The organism is Affinundibacterium baiyunense (assembly GCF_018139645.1).
Lineage (GTDB): Bacteria > Pseudomonadota > Gammaproteobacteria > Burkholderiales > Burkholderiaceae_D > Undibacterium > Undibacterium baiyunense.
This window is the reverse complement of record NZ_JAGSPM010000009.1, coordinates 63,663-81,379: the sequence shown is the minus strand read 5'-3', so window position 1 is coordinate 81,379 and position 17,717 is coordinate 63,663. Positions and strand designations below refer to the sequence as shown.

16 protein-coding genes are annotated in these 17,717 nt (G+C 45.5%); 8 read left to right on the top strand and 8 right to left on the bottom strand.

The window, feature by feature from the left end:
• The first annotated feature begins 249 nt into the window (after nucleotides 1–249).
• The 3 genes from KDM92_RS14505 to KDM92_RS14495 all read left to right on the top strand — a co-directional run bounded on the left by KDM92_RS14505 (nucleotide 250) and on the right by KDM92_RS14495 (nucleotide 4,080).
• Complete coding sequence (locus KDM92_RS14505) at nucleotides 250–2,634, top strand: bifunctional diguanylate cyclase/phosphodiesterase (protein ID WP_212685165.1); 2,385 nt, start codon at nucleotides 250–252, stop codon at nucleotides 2,632–2,634.
• A gap of 263 nt (nucleotides 2,635–2,897) precedes the next feature.
• Entirely contained in the window at nucleotides 2,898–3,599 is a 702-nt protein-coding gene (locus tag KDM92_RS14500) for a pirin family protein (protein ID WP_212685164.1), read from the top strand.
• Nucleotides 3,600–3,672: 73 nt separating this feature from the next.
• Nucleotides 3,673–4,080, top strand: a complete 408-nt coding sequence (locus tag KDM92_RS14495) for a DoxX family protein (protein WP_212685163.1) — start codon at nucleotides 3,673–3,675, stop codon at nucleotides 4,078–4,080.
• Between the two features lie 117 nt (nucleotides 4,081–4,197).
• Here KDM92_RS14495 and KDM92_RS14490 read toward each other — a convergent pair whose 3' ends face one another.
• Nucleotides 4,198–4,530: a YnfA family protein gene (locus KDM92_RS14490; RefSeq protein ID WP_212685247.1), complete on the bottom strand. Its 333-nt coding sequence runs from the start codon at nucleotides 4,528–4,530 to the stop codon at nucleotides 4,198–4,200.
• 287 nt (nucleotides 4,531–4,817) lie between these two features.
• On the opposite strand from KDM92_RS14490, the gene KDM92_RS14485 reads away from it, so the two are divergent.
• Complete coding sequence (locus KDM92_RS14485; protein ID WP_212685162.1) at nucleotides 4,818–5,762, top strand: LysR substrate-binding domain-containing protein; 945 nt, start codon at nucleotides 4,818–4,820, stop codon at nucleotides 5,760–5,762.
• 77 nt (nucleotides 5,763–5,839) lie between these two features.
• Here the strand turns inward: KDM92_RS14485 and ctlX are convergent, their stop codons facing one another.
• Nucleotides 5,840–6,736 (bottom strand): citrulline utilization hydrolase CtlX, encoded by an 897-nt coding sequence (ctlX, locus tag KDM92_RS14480; RefSeq protein WP_268973427.1) that lies wholly within the window; start codon nucleotides 6,734–6,736, stop codon nucleotides 5,840–5,842.
• A 257-nt stretch (nucleotides 6,737–6,993) separates the two neighbouring features.
• Here ctlX and KDM92_RS14475 point away from each other — a divergent pair, with 257 nt between their 5' ends.
• On the top strand, nucleotides 6,994–7,416 hold the full coding sequence (locus KDM92_RS14475) for an Lrp/AsnC family transcriptional regulator (RefSeq protein WP_212685160.1): 423 nt from the start codon (nucleotides 6,994–6,996) through the stop codon (nucleotides 7,414–7,416).
• A 79-nt stretch (nucleotides 7,417–7,495) separates the two neighbouring features.
• Here KDM92_RS14475 and KDM92_RS14470 read toward each other — a convergent pair whose 3' ends face one another.
• Together KDM92_RS14470 and grxD are read right to left on the bottom strand one after the other, a co-directional pair.
• Nucleotides 7,496–8,089, bottom strand: coding sequence for a UbiX family flavin prenyltransferase (locus tag KDM92_RS14470; protein ID WP_212685159.1), 594 nt, complete (start codon nucleotides 8,087–8,089; stop codon nucleotides 7,496–7,498).
• Nucleotides 8,090–8,096: 7 nt separating this feature from the next.
• On the bottom strand, nucleotides 8,097–8,408 hold the full coding sequence (gene grxD, locus KDM92_RS14465; protein ID WP_189347106.1) for a Grx4 family monothiol glutaredoxin: 312 nt from the start codon (nucleotides 8,406–8,408) through the stop codon (nucleotides 8,097–8,099).
• Between the two features lie 318 nt (nucleotides 8,409–8,726).
• Here grxD and KDM92_RS14460 point away from each other — a divergent pair, with 318 nt between their 5' ends.
• Together KDM92_RS14460 and KDM92_RS14455 are read left to right on the top strand one after the other, a co-directional pair.
• Complete coding sequence (locus KDM92_RS14460) at nucleotides 8,727–9,152, top strand: DUF2141 domain-containing protein (RefSeq protein ID WP_212685158.1); 426 nt, start codon at nucleotides 8,727–8,729, stop codon at nucleotides 9,150–9,152.
• 25 nt (nucleotides 9,153–9,177) lie between these two features.
• Nucleotides 9,178–10,692 carry a carotenoid oxygenase family protein gene (locus KDM92_RS14455; RefSeq protein ID WP_212685157.1) on the top strand — a complete coding sequence of 505 codons (1,515 nt, stop codon included), beginning with the start codon at nucleotides 9,178–9,180 and terminating at the stop codon, nucleotides 10,690–10,692.
• A 142-nt stretch (nucleotides 10,693–10,834) separates the two neighbouring features.
• On the opposite strand, the gene KDM92_RS14450 is transcribed toward KDM92_RS14455, so the two are convergent.
• The 4 genes from KDM92_RS14450 to KDM92_RS14435 form a co-directional block, all read right to left on the bottom strand.
• On the bottom strand, nucleotides 10,835–13,192 hold the full coding sequence (locus KDM92_RS14450) for a Tex family protein (RefSeq protein ID WP_212685156.1): 2,358 nt from the start codon (nucleotides 13,190–13,192) through the stop codon (nucleotides 10,835–10,837).
• Nucleotides 13,193–13,362: 170 nt separating this feature from the next.
• Complete coding sequence (locus KDM92_RS14445; RefSeq protein ID WP_212685155.1) at nucleotides 13,363–13,794, bottom strand: GNAT family N-acetyltransferase; 432 nt, start codon at nucleotides 13,792–13,794, stop codon at nucleotides 13,363–13,365.
• Complete coding sequence (gene prmC, locus KDM92_RS14440; protein WP_212685154.1) at nucleotides 13,785–14,621, bottom strand: peptide chain release factor N(5)-glutamine methyltransferase; 837 nt, start codon at nucleotides 14,619–14,621, stop codon at nucleotides 13,785–13,787. Before prmC ends, KDM92_RS14445 begins: the two co-directional genes overlap by 10 nt.
• Nucleotides 14,621–15,121, bottom strand: coding sequence for a disulfide bond formation protein B (locus KDM92_RS14435; protein ID WP_212685153.1), 501 nt, complete (start codon nucleotides 15,119–15,121; stop codon nucleotides 14,621–14,623). Before KDM92_RS14435 ends, prmC begins: the two co-directional genes overlap by 1 nt.
• A gap of 337 nt (nucleotides 15,122–15,458) precedes the next feature.
• On the opposite strand from KDM92_RS14435, the gene KDM92_RS14430 reads away from it, so the two are divergent.
• Nucleotides 15,459–17,537, top strand: a complete 2,079-nt coding sequence (locus KDM92_RS14430; protein WP_212685152.1) for a molybdopterin-containing oxidoreductase family protein — start codon at nucleotides 15,459–15,461, stop codon at nucleotides 17,535–17,537.
• Nucleotides 17,538–17,717 lie beyond the last annotated feature (180 nt).

The following is a 17,717-nucleotide window of genomic DNA, read 5'->3' as shown; positions in this document are numbered from 1 at the left end:
ACCGTTTTGGAGAGATTGGCATCTATTTGGCACGATATTTGCTTAATTTTATTTTTTCATGTGTTCTTGGTAGAAGTAATCTGTCTGGTCGATTCGAAGAATTGTCACATTTTGTAATCAGTGCTGGACTTAAGTGCGGACACACTATAAAAATATAGTGATGTGAATCAAGATTTTCCCATATTGAAGCAAGCGTACTGGCGATAGCATTCGGCCATTATGCTGATTACATTCCGGAAGCAATCGATGATGAATCAGTTACTAGCGAAGTTATCTCCTTCTAGAAGTATGCGTGCCCGCATATCGATTGTGATGGGACTGCTGTGGTTAGTGTTTGGGATTGCATTAACTCTATTCATGGAAATGCGCTTTGAGTCAGGTTTGCAGAATGCGGCGCAAGATTCTCTCAATGCCACGGCAGATGAGATTGCACACACCTTAGTAAAAGATTTGCAAGATCGACAAAGAGAGATTGCTTTGTTGGCTGATCTTCTTGGTGCGACGCAAATTATTCGGCCAACTTCCGCTTCTAATGTCATTAACGGATTGAAGTCACGTCAGCCAATTTATGCATGGATAGGGATTGCGGATGCGAATGGTCGTATTACTTCTGGCTCAGATGGTTTGTTACTCGGTGCCGATGTGTCAGAGCGCACTTGGTTCAAAGAGGGGAAGCGAAGTGAGTTCCTTAGTGACCCACATGATGCTAAATTATTAGCGAGTCATTTCAAGCGAGCTGTCGCAGATGAACCAGTTCGATTCGTCGACGTCGCAATACCAATTTTCGGAGAAAAAAAAGAAGTAAAAGCGGTTTTATCAGCCCATCTGTTCTGGAATTGGGTTCATGATGTGGTCACGAACACTTTAGTAAAGCGCCGTAAGACGAAGTCTTCTTTGGAAGTCTTAATAGCTAATCGTGAGGGTGACTGGTTATTAAAGCTCAATGTCGATTCTGCAGCGTCAGTAAGGCAATTGAAACAAGTTGTTAGTGATGAGAACTATTTGATATCGACGCAAGAAGTTGTAACAAGTAGCCCCAAAAATGGACTTGCGTGGACTGTGGTGGTGCGAGAACATAAGCGAACCGCACTGGCATTGGTCGAGCAAAGTCGTCAAATACTGTTCGCTACTAGTGCGTTTATGGCGGTTATATTTGCGTGCGTGGCATGGGTCGTGTCTGGTCGCATCGCGAAGCCATTAATTCGATTAGCGGATATTGCGCGTGATTATGCGGCGAGCCGCAGCAATGTGCTTCGACCATCGCAAGGCAAGGTCATCCAAGATGAAACGAGCGTACTAGATGCTGCGATGGATCAACTAGCACACTATGATCGGTTAACCGGATTATGTAATCGCGCTGAGTTTTTAATTGGCTTACAAGCGGCGATTGATAATACCAAAGAGGCTACCAAAAATTCGTCTACTTACTATTCATTGATTTTGATTAACCTAGACAATTTTGGCGTCATCAACAGTACCCGTGGCCATGATATAGGCGATCAATTATTGATCGCTGTCGCTAAACGGCTTCTACATCTCGAAGATAAATTCACCGTGATATCGAGGTTAGGTGGTGATGAGTTTATTGTTATGACTCAGCATCCCGACTGTAGTTTGCAGCAAGCAGAAATGAAGGTAAGTCAAATCGTGCAGCGCGTCATGAAGAAATTCAGTACTGCTTTTGTAATTGAGAGCGGAGAGTATCTTTGTCCGGCATCACTCGGTACGACGATGATCGGTGATGCTGAGATGACGCCAGATGATGCCTTGAAATTTACTGAATTGGCAGTAGCGGAGGCAAAGCGTCGTGGCAAGCATCAATGGGTTAAGTTTGAATCATGCTTGTTGGAGCGACTGTATGAGCGGGAACAGTTTAAAGAAGACTTTTTTGCTGCAATTCCATCTCAACTCTGTGTCTATTATCAAGCCCAAGTGAATCAGCAAGGCGAACTAGTTGGGGCAGAAGCTTTGGTTCGTTGGATACATCCGCAACGCGGCTTGATTTCTCCAGCACTATTTATTCCTCTGGCTGAGGAGACTGGAATGATCATTCCGGTTGGTCTATGGGTATTACGAACAGCCTGTCTGCAATTGCAAAAATGGGAGACTGATCCAGTCCGGCAAAATTTAACCATTGCGGTGAATGTGAGTTCACAAGAATTCAATGAAGTAGATTACGTGAAACAAGTAGAAACTTTGTTGATTGAGACCGGAATACGCCCGTATAAGTTGAAATTGGAATTAACCGAGAGTGCTCTGGCGTCGGATGTCGATGCAGTTGTCGAAAAAATGAGGCGTCTGAAAGACATCGGTCTGCGCTTCTCCCTCGACGATTTTGGTACAGGATTTTCGTCTCTGAATTATTTGCGTCGTATGCCACTCAATCAACTGAAAATCGATCAATCCTTTGTGCGTGAAGTGACCGACAATGCTAGCGATGCATCAATCGTGAAAACGGTGATTGCGCTTGGCAAAGGATTAGGTTTGAGCGTGATTGCTGAAGGGGTCGAAACTGCCGAACAAAAACAATTGTTAGCAGAATTCGGCTGTGATTTATATCAAGGCTACTTCTTTGGACGCCCTCAACCAATTGATGAATTTGAAGAAGCGATGACGAAACCGGAACATGCATAGCATATGTCGCGTTTACATTATGGTTCCATGATTGAAGCTTGATTCGTCTCTGATAAATACTTGTTTCCAGTATTTGTTTCATGTTGTCCCTACGTAATTAGCTTTTGGTTAGTGATACCTCATTATTCGAAAAAATTTGAATGATGAGGTGAAATTCATTCAATCTAAAACAATTCACGCTGCCGCATAATCTCACTTATGACATCAAGTCAAACGCAGTACACAAACGATATTGCTGCGTTCTATTCAATAAGGAGAAGACCATGTTGACATTAAGAAAATCCCAAGATCGTGGCTACGCGGATAACGGTTGGCTAAAGAGCTTTCATAGCTTTTCTTTTGCAAATTATTACGATCCTGAACATGTCGGCTGGGGTAATTTGTTGGTGATTAATGAAGATCGTATCGCTGCTGGTACCGGCTTCGGCACTCACGGACATCGTGATATGGAAATCATCAGCTATGTTTTGTCAGGTGAACTTGCGCACAAAGATAGCATGGGCAACGTCAAAGCGATTCCACCCGGAGATGTACAACGTATGAGTGCGGGTACGGGTGTTAGACATAGTGAATTTAACCATGCTGAAGGGCAGCAAACGCATTTTCTACAAATTTGGATACGTCCAAATCAATTGAATGTGGAACCTAGTTATGAACAAAAAACGATTCCTGCAATGAAAAAACGTGGCGCCTTGTGCCTGGTTGCATCGCCAACGGGCGCTGAAGATGCAGTGGCAATGCACGCTGATGCAGCTTTGTATGCTGGATTGTTTGATGGTGCAGAACAAGCAGAGCTTGATTTGAATCCTGCACGTAAAGCTTATGTACATTTGATTCTTGGCGAACTGACTGTCAATGGACAGCGATTACATAGCGGTGACGCGCTACGCATTGAGCACGAACAGCATTTGCATCTCAGCCAAGGCATTGACGCTGAAGTTTTGGTATTTGATTTGGCGGCTTAGTTTTTCAGTTTAATTTGCGCATATAAGCCAGATGCAAATACCTCATTCTCGAATTCATTTTTAAGGAAAAACCATGTTTACTCAATTACAAAATCCATTCACTTTCGTCGCTCGTTTATTACTCGCTGCGCTCTTTCTGCCAGCTGGGATTGCAAAAATTACCGGGTTTGCTGGCACTGTTGGATACATCGAGTCCGTCGGCTTACCAATGGCAACGCTGGCAGCGCTCGCGGCGATTGCGCTGGAAGTTGCTGGAGGCATCGCTTTGATCATCGGCTTAGGTACACGTTTTGCCGCGCTCGCTTTAGCTTTTTTCACATTGGTCGCATCGTTTATTTTTCATGCGTATTGGGCGGTACCGGCTGATCAAGTGTATGTGACGCAACTTTTGTTCTTCAAAAATATTGCCGTTGCTGGTGGCTTGATGAGCTTGGCGGCGTGGGGTGCAGGTGGATGGAGTTTGGATGCGCGCCGCGCTTGATAAGGAGCTGCGTCTTGCATGATCCGAATTATTGAATCTGTAAAGCAGGTGATTGATTTGCATAATTCGGATCAGGCGAAAGCGTTGGCGAGCGTCTTCGCTCAATAGTGAAGACGCTTAAGAATTTTTTGGGGCAAACATAATGATTGCCATACCGAGTAAAGCAACACCAGCACCGACAAGATCCCAAACACTTGGTTTGATGCCATCAACCACATAGAGCCACAACAGCGCCACCGCGATATACACGCCACCATAAGCGGCATATACACGACCAGCCGCCGCTGGGTGCAGTGACAGTAACCAAGCAAATAGCGACAAACATAGCGCTGCTGGTACTAATAGCCACATACTCTTATTTTCTTTCAGCCAAAGATAAGGCAGATAGCAACCGAGAATCTCGGCGATAGCAGTTAGAAAAAAGAGGGCGATGGTTTTTAATTCGAACATACGATACGGAAAAATTTTGTGAAGAGAAATGACTGTGCCATCTTGGTGCACCAAGATTGGCAACACAGATTGCGATAAGTATAGGCTAGTGCTTGTATCAGTAGTAAATAAAGATGATCGAGTCCAGCCAAACGGATGATGTAAGATTTGCCCGTGTTATGTCTGATTTTGTAGCTAACTATACTGACCAAAATAAGACATTAGAGCTTATCATGATGGAGCGCGTTGAATGACATGATCACTAAAACAATGACACGTACAAATCAATTCAAAAATGAGAGGTAAGAATGACTTCTGCGCGCGATGTATTAACACCAGCTTCACTGTCGATGTTGCAAATGATTGCAGACGCTGGAAGTTTTGCGGCGGCGGCACGAAACTTAGATATGGTACCCAGCGCTTTGACTTATCGCGTCAGACAGATTGAAGACGCCTTAGATGTTTTATTGTTTGATCGTTCTTCACGCCAAGCGAAGTTGACGCAGGCGGGTGCGGAACTATTGCGAGAAGGTCAGAATTTATTAGTGGAAGTTGATGCGATTGCGAATCGCGTTAAGCGCGTCGCCACAGGATGGGAGCCACAATTGACGATTGCGGTTGATAGCATTATCGATCGCAGTACAGTGATGGAATTATGTGAGAGCTTTTATCAACTAAATCCACCCACTCGCCTAAAGCTTCGCGGCGAAACTTTATCGGGAACCTTAGAAGCCTTGACTTCGGGACAAGCTGATTTGGCGCTTGGCGCGGTGATGGATGGCAGTGGAACTACGGGTCTGCAAAGAGAAAAATTAGGAACCGTTTATTTCGCTTTTGCGGTCGCACCGCATCATCCATTGGCGAATGTGCAGCAAGCTTTGTCGGATCAATTGATACGCTCCTATCGCGCAGTCGCAATTGCCGATAGCGTGCAACTTGGTAGTAGTGTATCTATCGGCTTGCTGCACGGGCAAGACGTGTTCACTGTCGCGGATTTGCCATCCAAACTCGATGCGCAAGTACGTGGCTTGGGCGTTGGTTTTTTACCGACCTGTGTAGCACAGCCATATATCGACAGTGGGCGCTTGGTAGAAAAGAAAGTCGAACGCGCGCAACAGCAAGTGCAAAGCTACTACGTTTGGCGTCAAACAAAAGCTTCTCAGCAAGGACGCGCTTTGCAATGGTGGCTAGATCAATTACAGTCGCCGACCACACGTGCTTCATTGCTTGGGCAACGGGCAAGTTTACCTTGAAGAGGCTCGATAACGTCGATCAAATCACGAGCGAATTTATGGGTAGCCTCATTTGTTTGCTTTGATCTTTTGGTGATTTATTTCACAGGTAAATGATTCCCAGCCATCATGCAACGTACTGATCCACCTGCAAGTTCTATGGTGGGCACTTCTAATGGCAATAAATTCGCGTATTTTTCTATTTGCTGTCGCTGATTGGTGTTTAGGGATTGAAAGGCGGTAGTGGACAAGGCGAATACTTTACCGTCTCGCGCTTGTAACTCTAATGCATTCGCTGCGAATTTATGAATTTGATCGTCGCTGAGATGAATCACGGTTTTGCCTGAGGATTCGAGTTGCTGGATGAGTTCAGTACGTTCTGTTTGATCAGGTATATTGTCTGTACCGAGTAATGCGAAATTTGTTGCCACACTTAGTACCACATTGGTGTGATAAATCGAGATACTGTTCTTGGAGTATGAATGAAAGCAATGTGCTTGATAACCGATTTGCTCGCATAGTTGATTCAACGGTGCGAGACATGTACGTGGCCCCAAAGAAGCATACGCGATGCGCTGCGTATGATCGAATACGATAGAGCCAGTTCCTTCTAAATATTGCTCTTTGTCTTGAAAATAACGTAGGTCAATTGTGTCATTCAGCTGGTAATGTTGCAGGAGGAAATCGATCATATCTTGTCGCACTTCACGTCGTCGGTTTTGGCAACGCATAGGGTAGATCACTAGCTTGCCATCGTGATGTGTGGAAAACCAATTATTGGGGAACACAGAATCTGGCGTGTCATTTTGTCCGTGGTCCTCAAAGACATGTACGCTTACACCAGCATTGCGTAATTGTTGTACAGCGAGGCAATGTTCTTGATATGCTCGATTTGCGATCGTGTTTTTTGCTATTGAATTATCTGTGTCGCGTCGTTGAAAGACATTGTCGCGCATGGTTTCATGGTTGGAATAAAACTGGTGTGGTCTGATCATGAGGATGGAGGCGGGTGTTTGTGCCAGCATGTTCTTTATCTTTCAAGTGTTAGAGTCATCTTGGTGACAAGGGCATGATTGTCGTTTGCTTGGCTGCCAACGACTAGTTGGCAAATTGTCGGTTTTGGTTTGAAGGTGTAACAAAGTGCAACCAATGCGGTGCGTTTTGTAATCAGAGGGATTGTTCTTCTCGTCTTCATACCTTAGGCTTCACAACTATTGATGGATGATGCCTAGAATTGAGATGACGATTTTTTATGGATGATATAGATCAGCACTTATTAAGTTTGTTACGTGAAGATGCGCGCATACCGGTACTCAGCTTGGCAAAAAAACTACGGCTTTCGCGTACCACGATACAAAAGCGTATCGATAAGCTAGAAAAAAATGGTGTGATTCTTGGTTACAGCGTGCGTGTAAAACCAGATGCTTTACATCATCAGATTCGGGCAATGATGAATATCGCTATTGAAGGCAATAGTGCTAGTGCCGTTCACCTCGCCTTGCGCGCGATGCCACAAGTGCAGAGCTTGTTTACAACTAATGGTAAGTGGGATGTGATTGCAGAAATTCGTGCAGATTCTTTAGAAGCCCTCAATCTTATTTTAGGAAAAATCCGTGCTATTCCTGGAATTGCGGGATCTGAGACAAATATTCTTTTGGGTGTGTTAAAGATCTAATCGCAAATTGAATGACGCTAACTTGCACCAAGCTAGCAGCTCGGTAGGCGCGCAGTTAATTGGATTCCTTATCGGATTCTTAATCTGATTCTTTTAAACCAGCCCAACGCGGTGCCAGCTGATGTTCGATTTGAAATAAGTCTAGTACTCTAGCTAAACTATGATCGACCATATCCTCGATACTGGCAGGACGATGATAAAAATTCGGCAGTGGTGGGAACACAATTCCCCCCATTTCGGTAACTGCGGTCATATTGCGCAAATGCGCCAAATTAAACGGGGTTTCTCTGACCATTAAGACTAGCCGACGGCGTTCTTTTAAGACTACATCCGCCGCACGGGTAATCAAATTGTCGGCAAAACCGTGCGCAACAGCAGCCAAGGTTTTCATTGAGCAGGGAGCGATGATCATGCCGTCAGATTGAAACGAACCACTGGCAATCGTGGCTCCTACATCGCGCACAGAATGCACAACATCTGCCATCGCTTCAATATCTTTGCGTTTCAGGTCGAGTTCTTGATGGATGTTAAGGACACCTGCGTCAGAGATCAGTAGGTGACTTTGTAGATTGGGAATATCGCGTAAATGCTGCAATAAGCGCACGCCATAAATAGCGCCAGTCGCTCCGGTGATGGCAATAATGATGCGTTTCGGTGCGACTGGATTTGACATGGTGGAATTAGCCTTTGATCAAAGCTTGCAATTCACCACTTTCAAACATTTCATTCATGATGTCTGAACCGCCAATGAATTCACCGTTGATGTACAACTGAGGAATGGTCGGCCAGTTCGCATAGTCTTTGATACCTTGACGAACTACTGGGTCTTCCAGCACGTTAATTGTCACTAAATTTTCAGCACCACTAGCTTTCAATAATTGAATTGCACGACCAGAAAAGCCACATTGTGGAAATTGGGCTGTGCCTTTCATAAATAGCACGACTGGGTTGCTAGTAACGGTTTCTTTAATCCAAGCTTGTACGTCGCTCATGATGTTTCCTTCAATGATAAAAATCGATGGTGTGCATTATAAAGGAAACTGAATAAACATTTTGGCGGCAGAAGAACTAGGGCAAGTGACTAGGCGCTAGTCAATTTAATATTTAATATCATTTCAATAAAATTTGGCGTATCGACGTTAGCAACAAGTGATAAGCAAGTGCAAATTCACAGTCTCTTCTCGTGGTTCATGAAATTCGCGCCCTATATCAACCACTCGCGCCGTGAATGCTTGGCCTAGTCGCAAATTTTCCCTAGCTAGATTTCACCCAACTACCATGCAAACCTACTTAATCAATTAGGAGGTCGTATGAAATCAATAGTAACTTTATTTGGCGCAGTGGCATTGGGCTTGAGTCTAACTAGTGGTGCAGCACGGGCTGGTGAATTAAGCGTAGAAGTGCAGGGCTTGACCGAAATGAAGGGCAATTTATTGGTTGCGGTGTTTAATCAAAAAGGACAATGGTTAAAACAAGCAACATTGAATAAGAAGACCGAAGTCACGCAAAAAGTGATGAGTGTGCAATTTGATAATTTGCCTGAGGGTGAATATGCGGTATCGGTTTTTCATGATTTAAATGGAAACGGTCGCCTCGACAGTAATCCAGTTGGTATGCCAATTGAACCGTATGGATTCAGTAATAATGCGCCGAGTAATTTTGGCCCACCATCCTACGATGCCGCCAAAATTACGCTTGATCAAGCGAAGACAGTAATCAGTATCCGCGTCAATTAATTCGTTAATCATTCGGAGTTTGATCATGAATCGTCGGAACTTCTTTCAATCCTTAGGCGCAGTTGCTGCTTCTGGTATCGCGTTACCTACTTGGGCTGCTCAAACTGGTTTGCAGCAGACCAGTGACATAGGTAAGGCCAAGCCCTTATTTCACGCTAACCCGAGACTAACTTGTTTGCGTGGTTATCAAGGTCAAGATGTTAGTTGTGAAAGTGCTTGGATAGAAGGCAAAATTCCTAGCGATTTACGCGGCGATTTTTATCGCAATGGCCCCGGTTTGTTTGAACGTGGTAATCAACGCTATCACCATTGGTTCGATGGCGATGGCATGGTGCACGCCTGGCGTTTTGGAGAGCAAGGCGTGTCGCATCAAGCACGCTTTGTGCGGACAAAAAAATTCCTCGCAGAACAACAGGCAGGTGAGTTCTTGGTTCCGGCTTTTGGTACACCAATCGAAGCTAAAATCCCGATGCGCTCGTCAGATACGATGAATACGGCGAACACCAATGTGATTCAATTAGATGGACGTTTATTGGCGCTGTGGGAAGGTGGATCAGCGCATGCGATGGATGCCAGCAGTTTGCAAACGCATGGCATCGTCTCTTGGGCGCCTGAACTAGCAGGCATGCCATTTTCAGCGCATCCCAAAGTCGAAGCCGATGGAACCATGTGGAACTTTGGCACCATGATGGATAGGTTGGTGATGTATCAAATTTCTGCACAAGGAAAATTAATTAAACATCACGTCATGAAGTGTCCGCGAACTGCGATGGCGCATGATTTTGCAATCTCGCAAAAGCATTTAATTTTTTTACTTTCGCCAATCGCCTTAAACATGGATTTGCTGCGAGCAGGACGTAGCATGGTCGATTCTATGGAATGGAAAGCAGAAGAATCCACCAAGGTATTAATCGTAGAAAAAGCCGACTTCACCAAGAGTCGCATTCTCGAAATTCCGGCATTGATGTTGTTTCACTTTGGTAATGCATGGGAAGAAAACAATATCATTCATCTCGATTTTGTGAAGAGCAATGATCTAACTAATTTTAATACATGGATGCCAAAAATCATGCGTGGTGAGGATGTCGCTTCAGAGCCATCGAATCCGGCATTTCTCCGCATCGATTTAAATACCAACAAAATTAGGTTGACGGAACGGCCTGAAAATGCCGAGTTTCCGCGAGTCGATCCGCGTGTCGTTGGGCAAAGAAATCAGTTTTTGTACTATCCGCACGCAGTGAACAAACGCGAGAACAATGCCTTTAATGGTCTGATGCGCTTAGATGTCGACAGTGGCAAGAAAGATGTCTTCGATTTTGGTGAGCGTTACCGTTTAGAAGAACACGTCGTCGTGCCAAAACGCGGCTCACGAAATGAAGGTGAGGCATGGTTAGTTGGTGTTGGTTTTGATGTGGATAGACAGACTAGTTTTGCCAGTGTGTTTGATGCGCAAAACCTATCGGCAGGGCCAGTTGCATTAGCGCATTTGCCGTATTGGCTGCCACATTGTTTTCACGGGAATTTCTATTCGCGTACATGAGTGTATGTTTGAATAGATGTTTCAATCCAATCGAAGATTGACACCCATTTTGATTCGCATATCAGTAAGAACAGCAGCCCAAACCACAAAGCAATTAGCTATGTGATTTGCGCTGCTTTATTTCTTGGAGTGCAGCTTTTTCTTAGCGCTTTAGTTTTGCAAAAGCAGAAGCCATAGCGCTATTCATCGGCGACGCTGATTGGACGTGTTGTGATTGATTACGATGTTGATTGAGACGTTTTGCATCATCCCGATCTGCACGTTGCTCTGGCTTGCTACCCGCTTGTGGTGCAGAATCTGTTAGGCGCATCGTCAAGGCAATGCGTTTGCGTTTTTCATCGACTTCTAAGACTTTAACTTTGACCACTTGACCTGCTTTCACTACTGTGTGCGGATCTTTGACGAAGGTGTTAGACAGTGCAGAAATATGCACCAAACCATCTTGATGCACGCCGATATCAACAAAAGCACCGAAGGCAGCGACGTTGGTGATCACACCTTCTAAAATCATATCGGGACGCAAGTCCTTGATCTCTTCTACACCATCTTTGAATGTCGCCGTGGTAAATTCTGGTCGTGGATCGCGACCAGGTTTTTCCAATTCTTTCAAAATATCGGTGATGGTTGGAATACCGAACTTTTCATCGGCATATTTAGACGGACTAATGCTTTTTAAGACACTGCTATCACCAATAATGGTTTTCACATCCTTCTTAATATCGGCAAGAATTTTCTCAACCAAAGGATAGGATTCAGGATGAACCGCCGACGCATCAAGTGGATTGTCACCATTCATAATGCGTAAGAAACCCGCAGCTTGTTCAAAGGTTTTGTCGCCTAAACGTGGTACCGAACGCAAATCGGAACGTGATTTAAACATGCCTTTAGCATCACGATAATTGACGATGCTTTGCGCTACGCTACTGGATAAACCAGACACGCGTGCTAACAAGGGAGCAGAAGCTGTATTGACGTCGACACCGACCGCATTCACGCAGTCTTCTACTACTGCATCGAGCGAGCGCGCTAATTGAGATTGCCCAACATCATGCTGGTACTGGCCTACACCAATCGATTTCGGATCGATCTTGACTAGCTCTGCCAAAGGATCTTGCAAGCGACGTGCAATCGATACGGCACCGCGAATCGTGACGTCTAAATCAGGTAACTCTTTGGAGGCGAATTCGGAAGCCGAATAGACTGACGCACCAGCCTCAGAGACCACGATCTTGGTCAGTTTTAATTCCGGCTTCAATTTGATTAAATCCTGCGCCAATTTATCGGTCTCGCGTGATGCGGTGCCGTTACCGATAGAGATCAGCGATACATTATGCTTCGCCGCCAACTGCGCCAATACATGTAAGGAACCGTCCCAGTCATTACGTGGTTGATGTGGATAAATCGTTGCGTGTTCCACTACTTTACCGGTCGCATCGACAATCGCTACTTTGACACCAGTACGTAAGCCGGGATCAAGACCCATGGTTGCACGTGGTCCAGCAGGTGCTGCTAGTAACAAGGCTTTCAGATTGCGCGCAAAAACATTGATCGCTTCAACTTCGGCTTGCTCGCGCAAATTGGTCATCAATTCAGTTTCCATGTGCATAAATACTTTGACGCGCCATGCCCAACGCACGGTGTCACAAAGCCATTTGTCTGCTGCACGGTTTTTGTTGCTGACACCAAAATGCGCGGCGATACGGCTTTCGCATGGATTGAGCGGCGCATCCCATTTTGGTTTTTCTTCTTCAGTATCGAGACGCAAGTTGACTGTTAAGAACTCTTCACGACGTCCACGGAAAATCGCTAAAGCACGATGCGAAGGAATTGTTCCCAATGTTTCTGAGTAAGCGAAATAATCGCTAAACTTTGCACCAGCTTCTTCTTTGCCAGCGACGACGGCGGTCTCAACGATGCCGTGATCAAGCAAATATTCGCGAATCGATTGCAATAAAGTCGCGTCTTCAGAGAAGCGCTCCATCAAAATTTGGCGAGCGCCATCCAGTGCTGCTTTCACATCTGCGACGCCAGGGTTGTCGCCCGCAGCGGTGCTGAATGCTGGCTTCAAATAGGCTTCCGCAACGGTTTCTGGAACCAAAGTTGGATCAGCTAATAAAGCGTCTGCTAGTGGTTGGAGACCTGCTTCGACCGCAATTTGCGCTTTGGTGCGACGTTTTTGTTTGTAAGGCAGATACAAATCTTCTAAGCGTGTTTTGTCTTCTGCCAAGCTGATCGCGGTCAGCAATTCTGGCGTCATTTTGTTTTGCTCTTCGATAGAGGCAATAATCGCAGCACGTCTATCTTCTAATTCACGCAGATAGCGCAGACGTTCTTCTAATAAACGTAGCTGTGTGTCATCGAGTCCACCAGTGACTTCTTTACGATAGCGAGAGATAAACGGCACGGTAGCGCCTTCGTCCAACAAGGCGACGGCAGCGGCAATTTGATTCGGTTTAGCGGCAAGTTCTACGGCGAGACGTTGTTCTATAGAAGGCAACATAGGGTGTTTAGAATTGAAGTAAAGTTAAATGAAGCCCGTGATCATACGCAATCTGTGCGATTGCGCCAGTCTTGACAAGGACGAAATTGACTGTGATTGGACGTTATTGGGTGAGAATGGGGGTGATTCAAGCGCCTAAATGGATATTTTGTACAGAAACGACATGAAATTTATATTTTTGTCATGTGTTTTGCATAGATATCTGGCACGTTGATTTCCATCATGATGTCGGGATTGGCCAATTGGCGAAAGCCAAATCCTTGGTACAAGCCACGTGCATTGCTGCTCGTCAACATAAAACGTCGCAAGCCTTGTAGTTGCGGATGCCCGAAAACTGCTTTGAGTAATTGCAAGCTGTGACGGCGTCCTTGATGTTCAGGTAACACAAAGACATCCATCAAATAAGCAAAAGTAGCGTAATCGCTGACCACGCGCGCGAATGCGATTTGTTGATGATTCTCATAACCACCAAAACACAATGAATTGGCGATCGAGCGCTCAACGACTTCGCGAGGAATACCGATTGCCCAAGTGCTTTGGGTTGATAAGAATCGATGAATCACATCAAGTTGTAATCTTGATTTGTCGTGGCTTATTTCCATTGCCCACCCGTTACGCGCCAAATGCCGGCAAGGTCTTGCCAGCTTTGCACCGCGCTAAACCCACGCGCTTGCAAAAGTGCCTGCACATCTTGCGATTGATGGTAACCATGTTCCATCAATAAGTAGCCATTCGCTGTCAAATAATTGGGCGCATCATCGATGATCTTGCGATAGGCACTCAAACCATCCGCGTGGTCGGTTAGGGCATCGATAGGTTCAAAGCGCAAATCACCTTGGCTCAAATGACTATCGTCTTTGACGATATAGGGTGGATTGCTGACGATCGTATCAAATCGTCTTGGTGGAATTTGTTGATACCAATCGCTTTCGTAGAATGTGATGGATGAGCGATGCGGCAGTAGTTTGTTGGCATTGAATTTGGCGATATCGAGCGCCGCCACGCTGATATCGCAGGCGTGCATATCGAGATCATTTCGTTGCGCAGCGATGCTAATCGCAATTGCACCAGAACCTGTTCCCATATCTAATAGACTGGCATTTTGCGGTGTCAATTGCAGGGCGAGTTCGACCAATAATTCAGTATCAGGACGCGGAATTAATACCGCAGGACTCACCTTGAAGTTCAGCCCATAAAACTCACGCTCACCAAGCAAATACGCTAAAGGGTGGCCTTCCAATCGTTTTTGGACTAATTGATTTAATTCGGCGATTTGTGTGGCGCTTAAATACCGCTCATGTTGAGTGATTAACTGTACTCTGCTCAATTGACCCACATGAGATAACAACATGCGGGTTTCTAATGCATCTAAGGGAGACTTTTGTTGACAAGCGGCGAGATTATCGTCAACTGAAAACCAAGTATTCATTACAGCTTGTTCGCAAAAATGCTTTGTTCTTTTGGTTTGTTCACGAGCAAATAGATAGACCCAATTGCGAACACGACAAACCAAACACAAGCCCAAGCTGGAATCGATAAGCCCAAAATTGGATCATAAGGTGTTTCGCACAAACCATTGGCTTGGAACATCGTTGGAAATAGTTTTGCAATAAAGAAGCTATTTAATGGCCCTGAAAGAGGATCAACACCGCAGGAACCCATCGGTTGTGCAATAACCCAGAGTTGGTAACCAGCAAGACCTCCGCCAATTAGACTAAACAATAAACTCGCTGACATCGCAGCGCGTTTGAGCTTGGGCACGATCAAAGTTAGCAAACAAGCCAAAGCAATCAGAGCAAATGCATAACGTTGCATCACGCACAGTGGACAAGGCAACATATCTAACACCAGTTGTAAGTACATTGCAAAGCCAAGCAAACCGAGGCAGGCAAGAATGATGGTGACTAAGATGGCATTTGTACGATTCATGGTGTGTTCCATTCGCTTCGGTGGTAATCAATAATCTAAAAATACTTCCACTGCAGTGCATAAGAAGGGTTCAGATCAAGCGGGCGTAAGCATACTAGATTTCGTCTGCTTTACGCAAAGTTATCCGGGCTTTCTTTTGCAGCTTTGGCATGCTTGCAGTGATGGACTGTGTGAATTGGTAAAAGTTCCTATTTTGCTTGCTGGCAGAGTTTGTTGAAGCAGTCTATCATCACGTTATCAACGCGAAATGAATGCTGATGATGGTTGATGAACGCTACTTCATTCGTCCATTCGGTCGCCAAATCCTCTAAATGATTGCAGAAACAAAGGAAGTACCATGTCTAGTAATGTCGTTCGAGCTGTTTGCCCTCATGATTGCCCTGATACCTGTGCTTTGTTAGTGACGGTGCAAGATGGTGTTGCCACTGAGGTTAAAGGTGATCCCGATCATCCGACGACGGCTGGGGTTTTATGTACCAAAGTGGCGCGCTACACTGAGCGCACTTACCACCCAGATCGTTTGTTATATCCACAAAAGCGTGTTGGCAAAAAAGGCGAAGGGAAGTTTGAGCGGATTAGCTGGGATGAGGCGATTGAAACCATAGCCTATCGTTTAAAAGAAATTGCGGCACGTAATCCACTAGCGATTATGCCTTACAGTTACGCCGGCACGATGGGATTGGTACAAGGCGAGAGTATGGCTGCGCGTGTTTTGCATAAACTCGGCGCGTCATTTTTGGATAGAACAATTTGCGCCTCGGCTGGTGGCGTTGGCTATAAATATACCCTGGGTGATCGGATAGGCACGGATGTTGAACAAACGCAAAATGCGCGTCTGATCATTATTTGGGGCGGCAATCCAATTGCATCGAATTTACACTTTTGGACTCGGGTACAAGAAGCCAAGCGTAATGGTGCCAAAATTATTGCGATTGATCCGTATCGTTCCTTAAGTGCTGAAAAGTGCCATCAGCATATTGCGGTGCGTGCTGGGACGGATTCGGCACTCGCTTTGGGCATGATGCATGTGTTAATCAAAGAAGATTTGCTCGATCATGATTACATCGCGCAATACACATTGGGATTTGAGCAATTACAACAACGCGTCGCCGATTGGACTCCAGAAAAAGTAGCGGAAATCTGCGGGATCAGTACCGAGGAGGTGATTGGCCTCGCGCGTGATTATGGCGAAGGCGCTAAGCGTGGCGAGCCTAGTCTGATTCGTATGAATTATGGTGTGCAACGTACCCATGGTGGCGGTATGGCGGTGCGGAATATTTCTTGTTTGCCTGCCTTGGTTGGTGCTTGGCGTCATGCCGCTGGCGGCGTCTTACTATCTTCATCAGGTGGTTTCGTCAAGAATTCAGATGCCTTAGCGCGTCCAGATCTCTTCCCAGCAAATCATCCTAGCCGTACCCTAAATATGAGTGATGTCGGCAATACTTTGCTGCATCCGGGCTCAGATGAATTTGGTCCTAAGGTAGAGGCGGTGATTGTTTATAACTCTAATCCAGTAGCGATTGCGCCCGAATCTGCTGTGGTTGCGCAAGGTTTTGCGCGTGACGATTTGTTCACCGTAGTATTGGAACACTTTCAGACTGATACCGCTGATTATGCGGATATTTTGCTACCAGCGACTACTCAGTTAGAGCATCTGGATGCGCATTCTGCTTATGGTCATCGCTATATGATGGCGAGTAATCCAGCTATTGCGCCAATCGGTGAAGCGAAGCCGAATACCGAAATCTTCCGCTTATTAGCAAAGGCCTTGGGCTTCACGGAAGCGTGTTTTACTGAGAGCGATGATGAATTAGGTGCGCTGGCGTTTAACTATCAACATGCGCGCACCCAACACACTAATTGGGAACAGTTAAAGCAAACAGGCTGGTCAAAATTAAACATGCCTGAAATTCCATTCGCGCAAGGCGGGTTTACGACGCCATCCGGCAAGTGTGAATTTTATAGTCAGCAAATGTTGGATGCAGGTTTAGATCCCTTGCCAGCTTATATTCCACCTTATGAATCGGTGATTAGTAATCCACAATTGGCGGCGAAATATCCCTTAGCTATGATCTCTCCACCTGCACGTAATTTCTTGAATTCGACTTTTGTGAATGTGAAGAGCTTGCGTGATACCGAGGGCGAGCCACATATCGATTTACATCCTGAGGATGCCGCAGCACGCCAAATTGCAGCGGGCAATATGGTCAGAATCTTCAACGACCGCGGTAGCTTTGTGGCGAAAGCAAGAGTTACCGAGAAGGCCAAGCCCGGCTTGGTTGTTGCATTGTCGATCTGGTGGAAGAAACTCGCGTCGGATCAGAAAAACGCAAATGAAGTGACTAGTCAGCGATTAACCGACATGGGTGGTGGGCCAACTTTTTATGATTTATTGGTGCAAGTAGAAAAGCTGTAAGTTGATTTTATTTGGTCACGAAATCGGTAAATTGGTTTTGTAAATTTATGTTGCGTCGCAAAAAATCCTAGAGAGCTTATTCAGTTTCAGCTGTTTTTGCGCGGCTAATTTGCACCAGCAATAGTCATGGCGCAAGGCTTGGTGTATCGTGTGGGGGCTTGATGTTTTCAATGTTTTGAT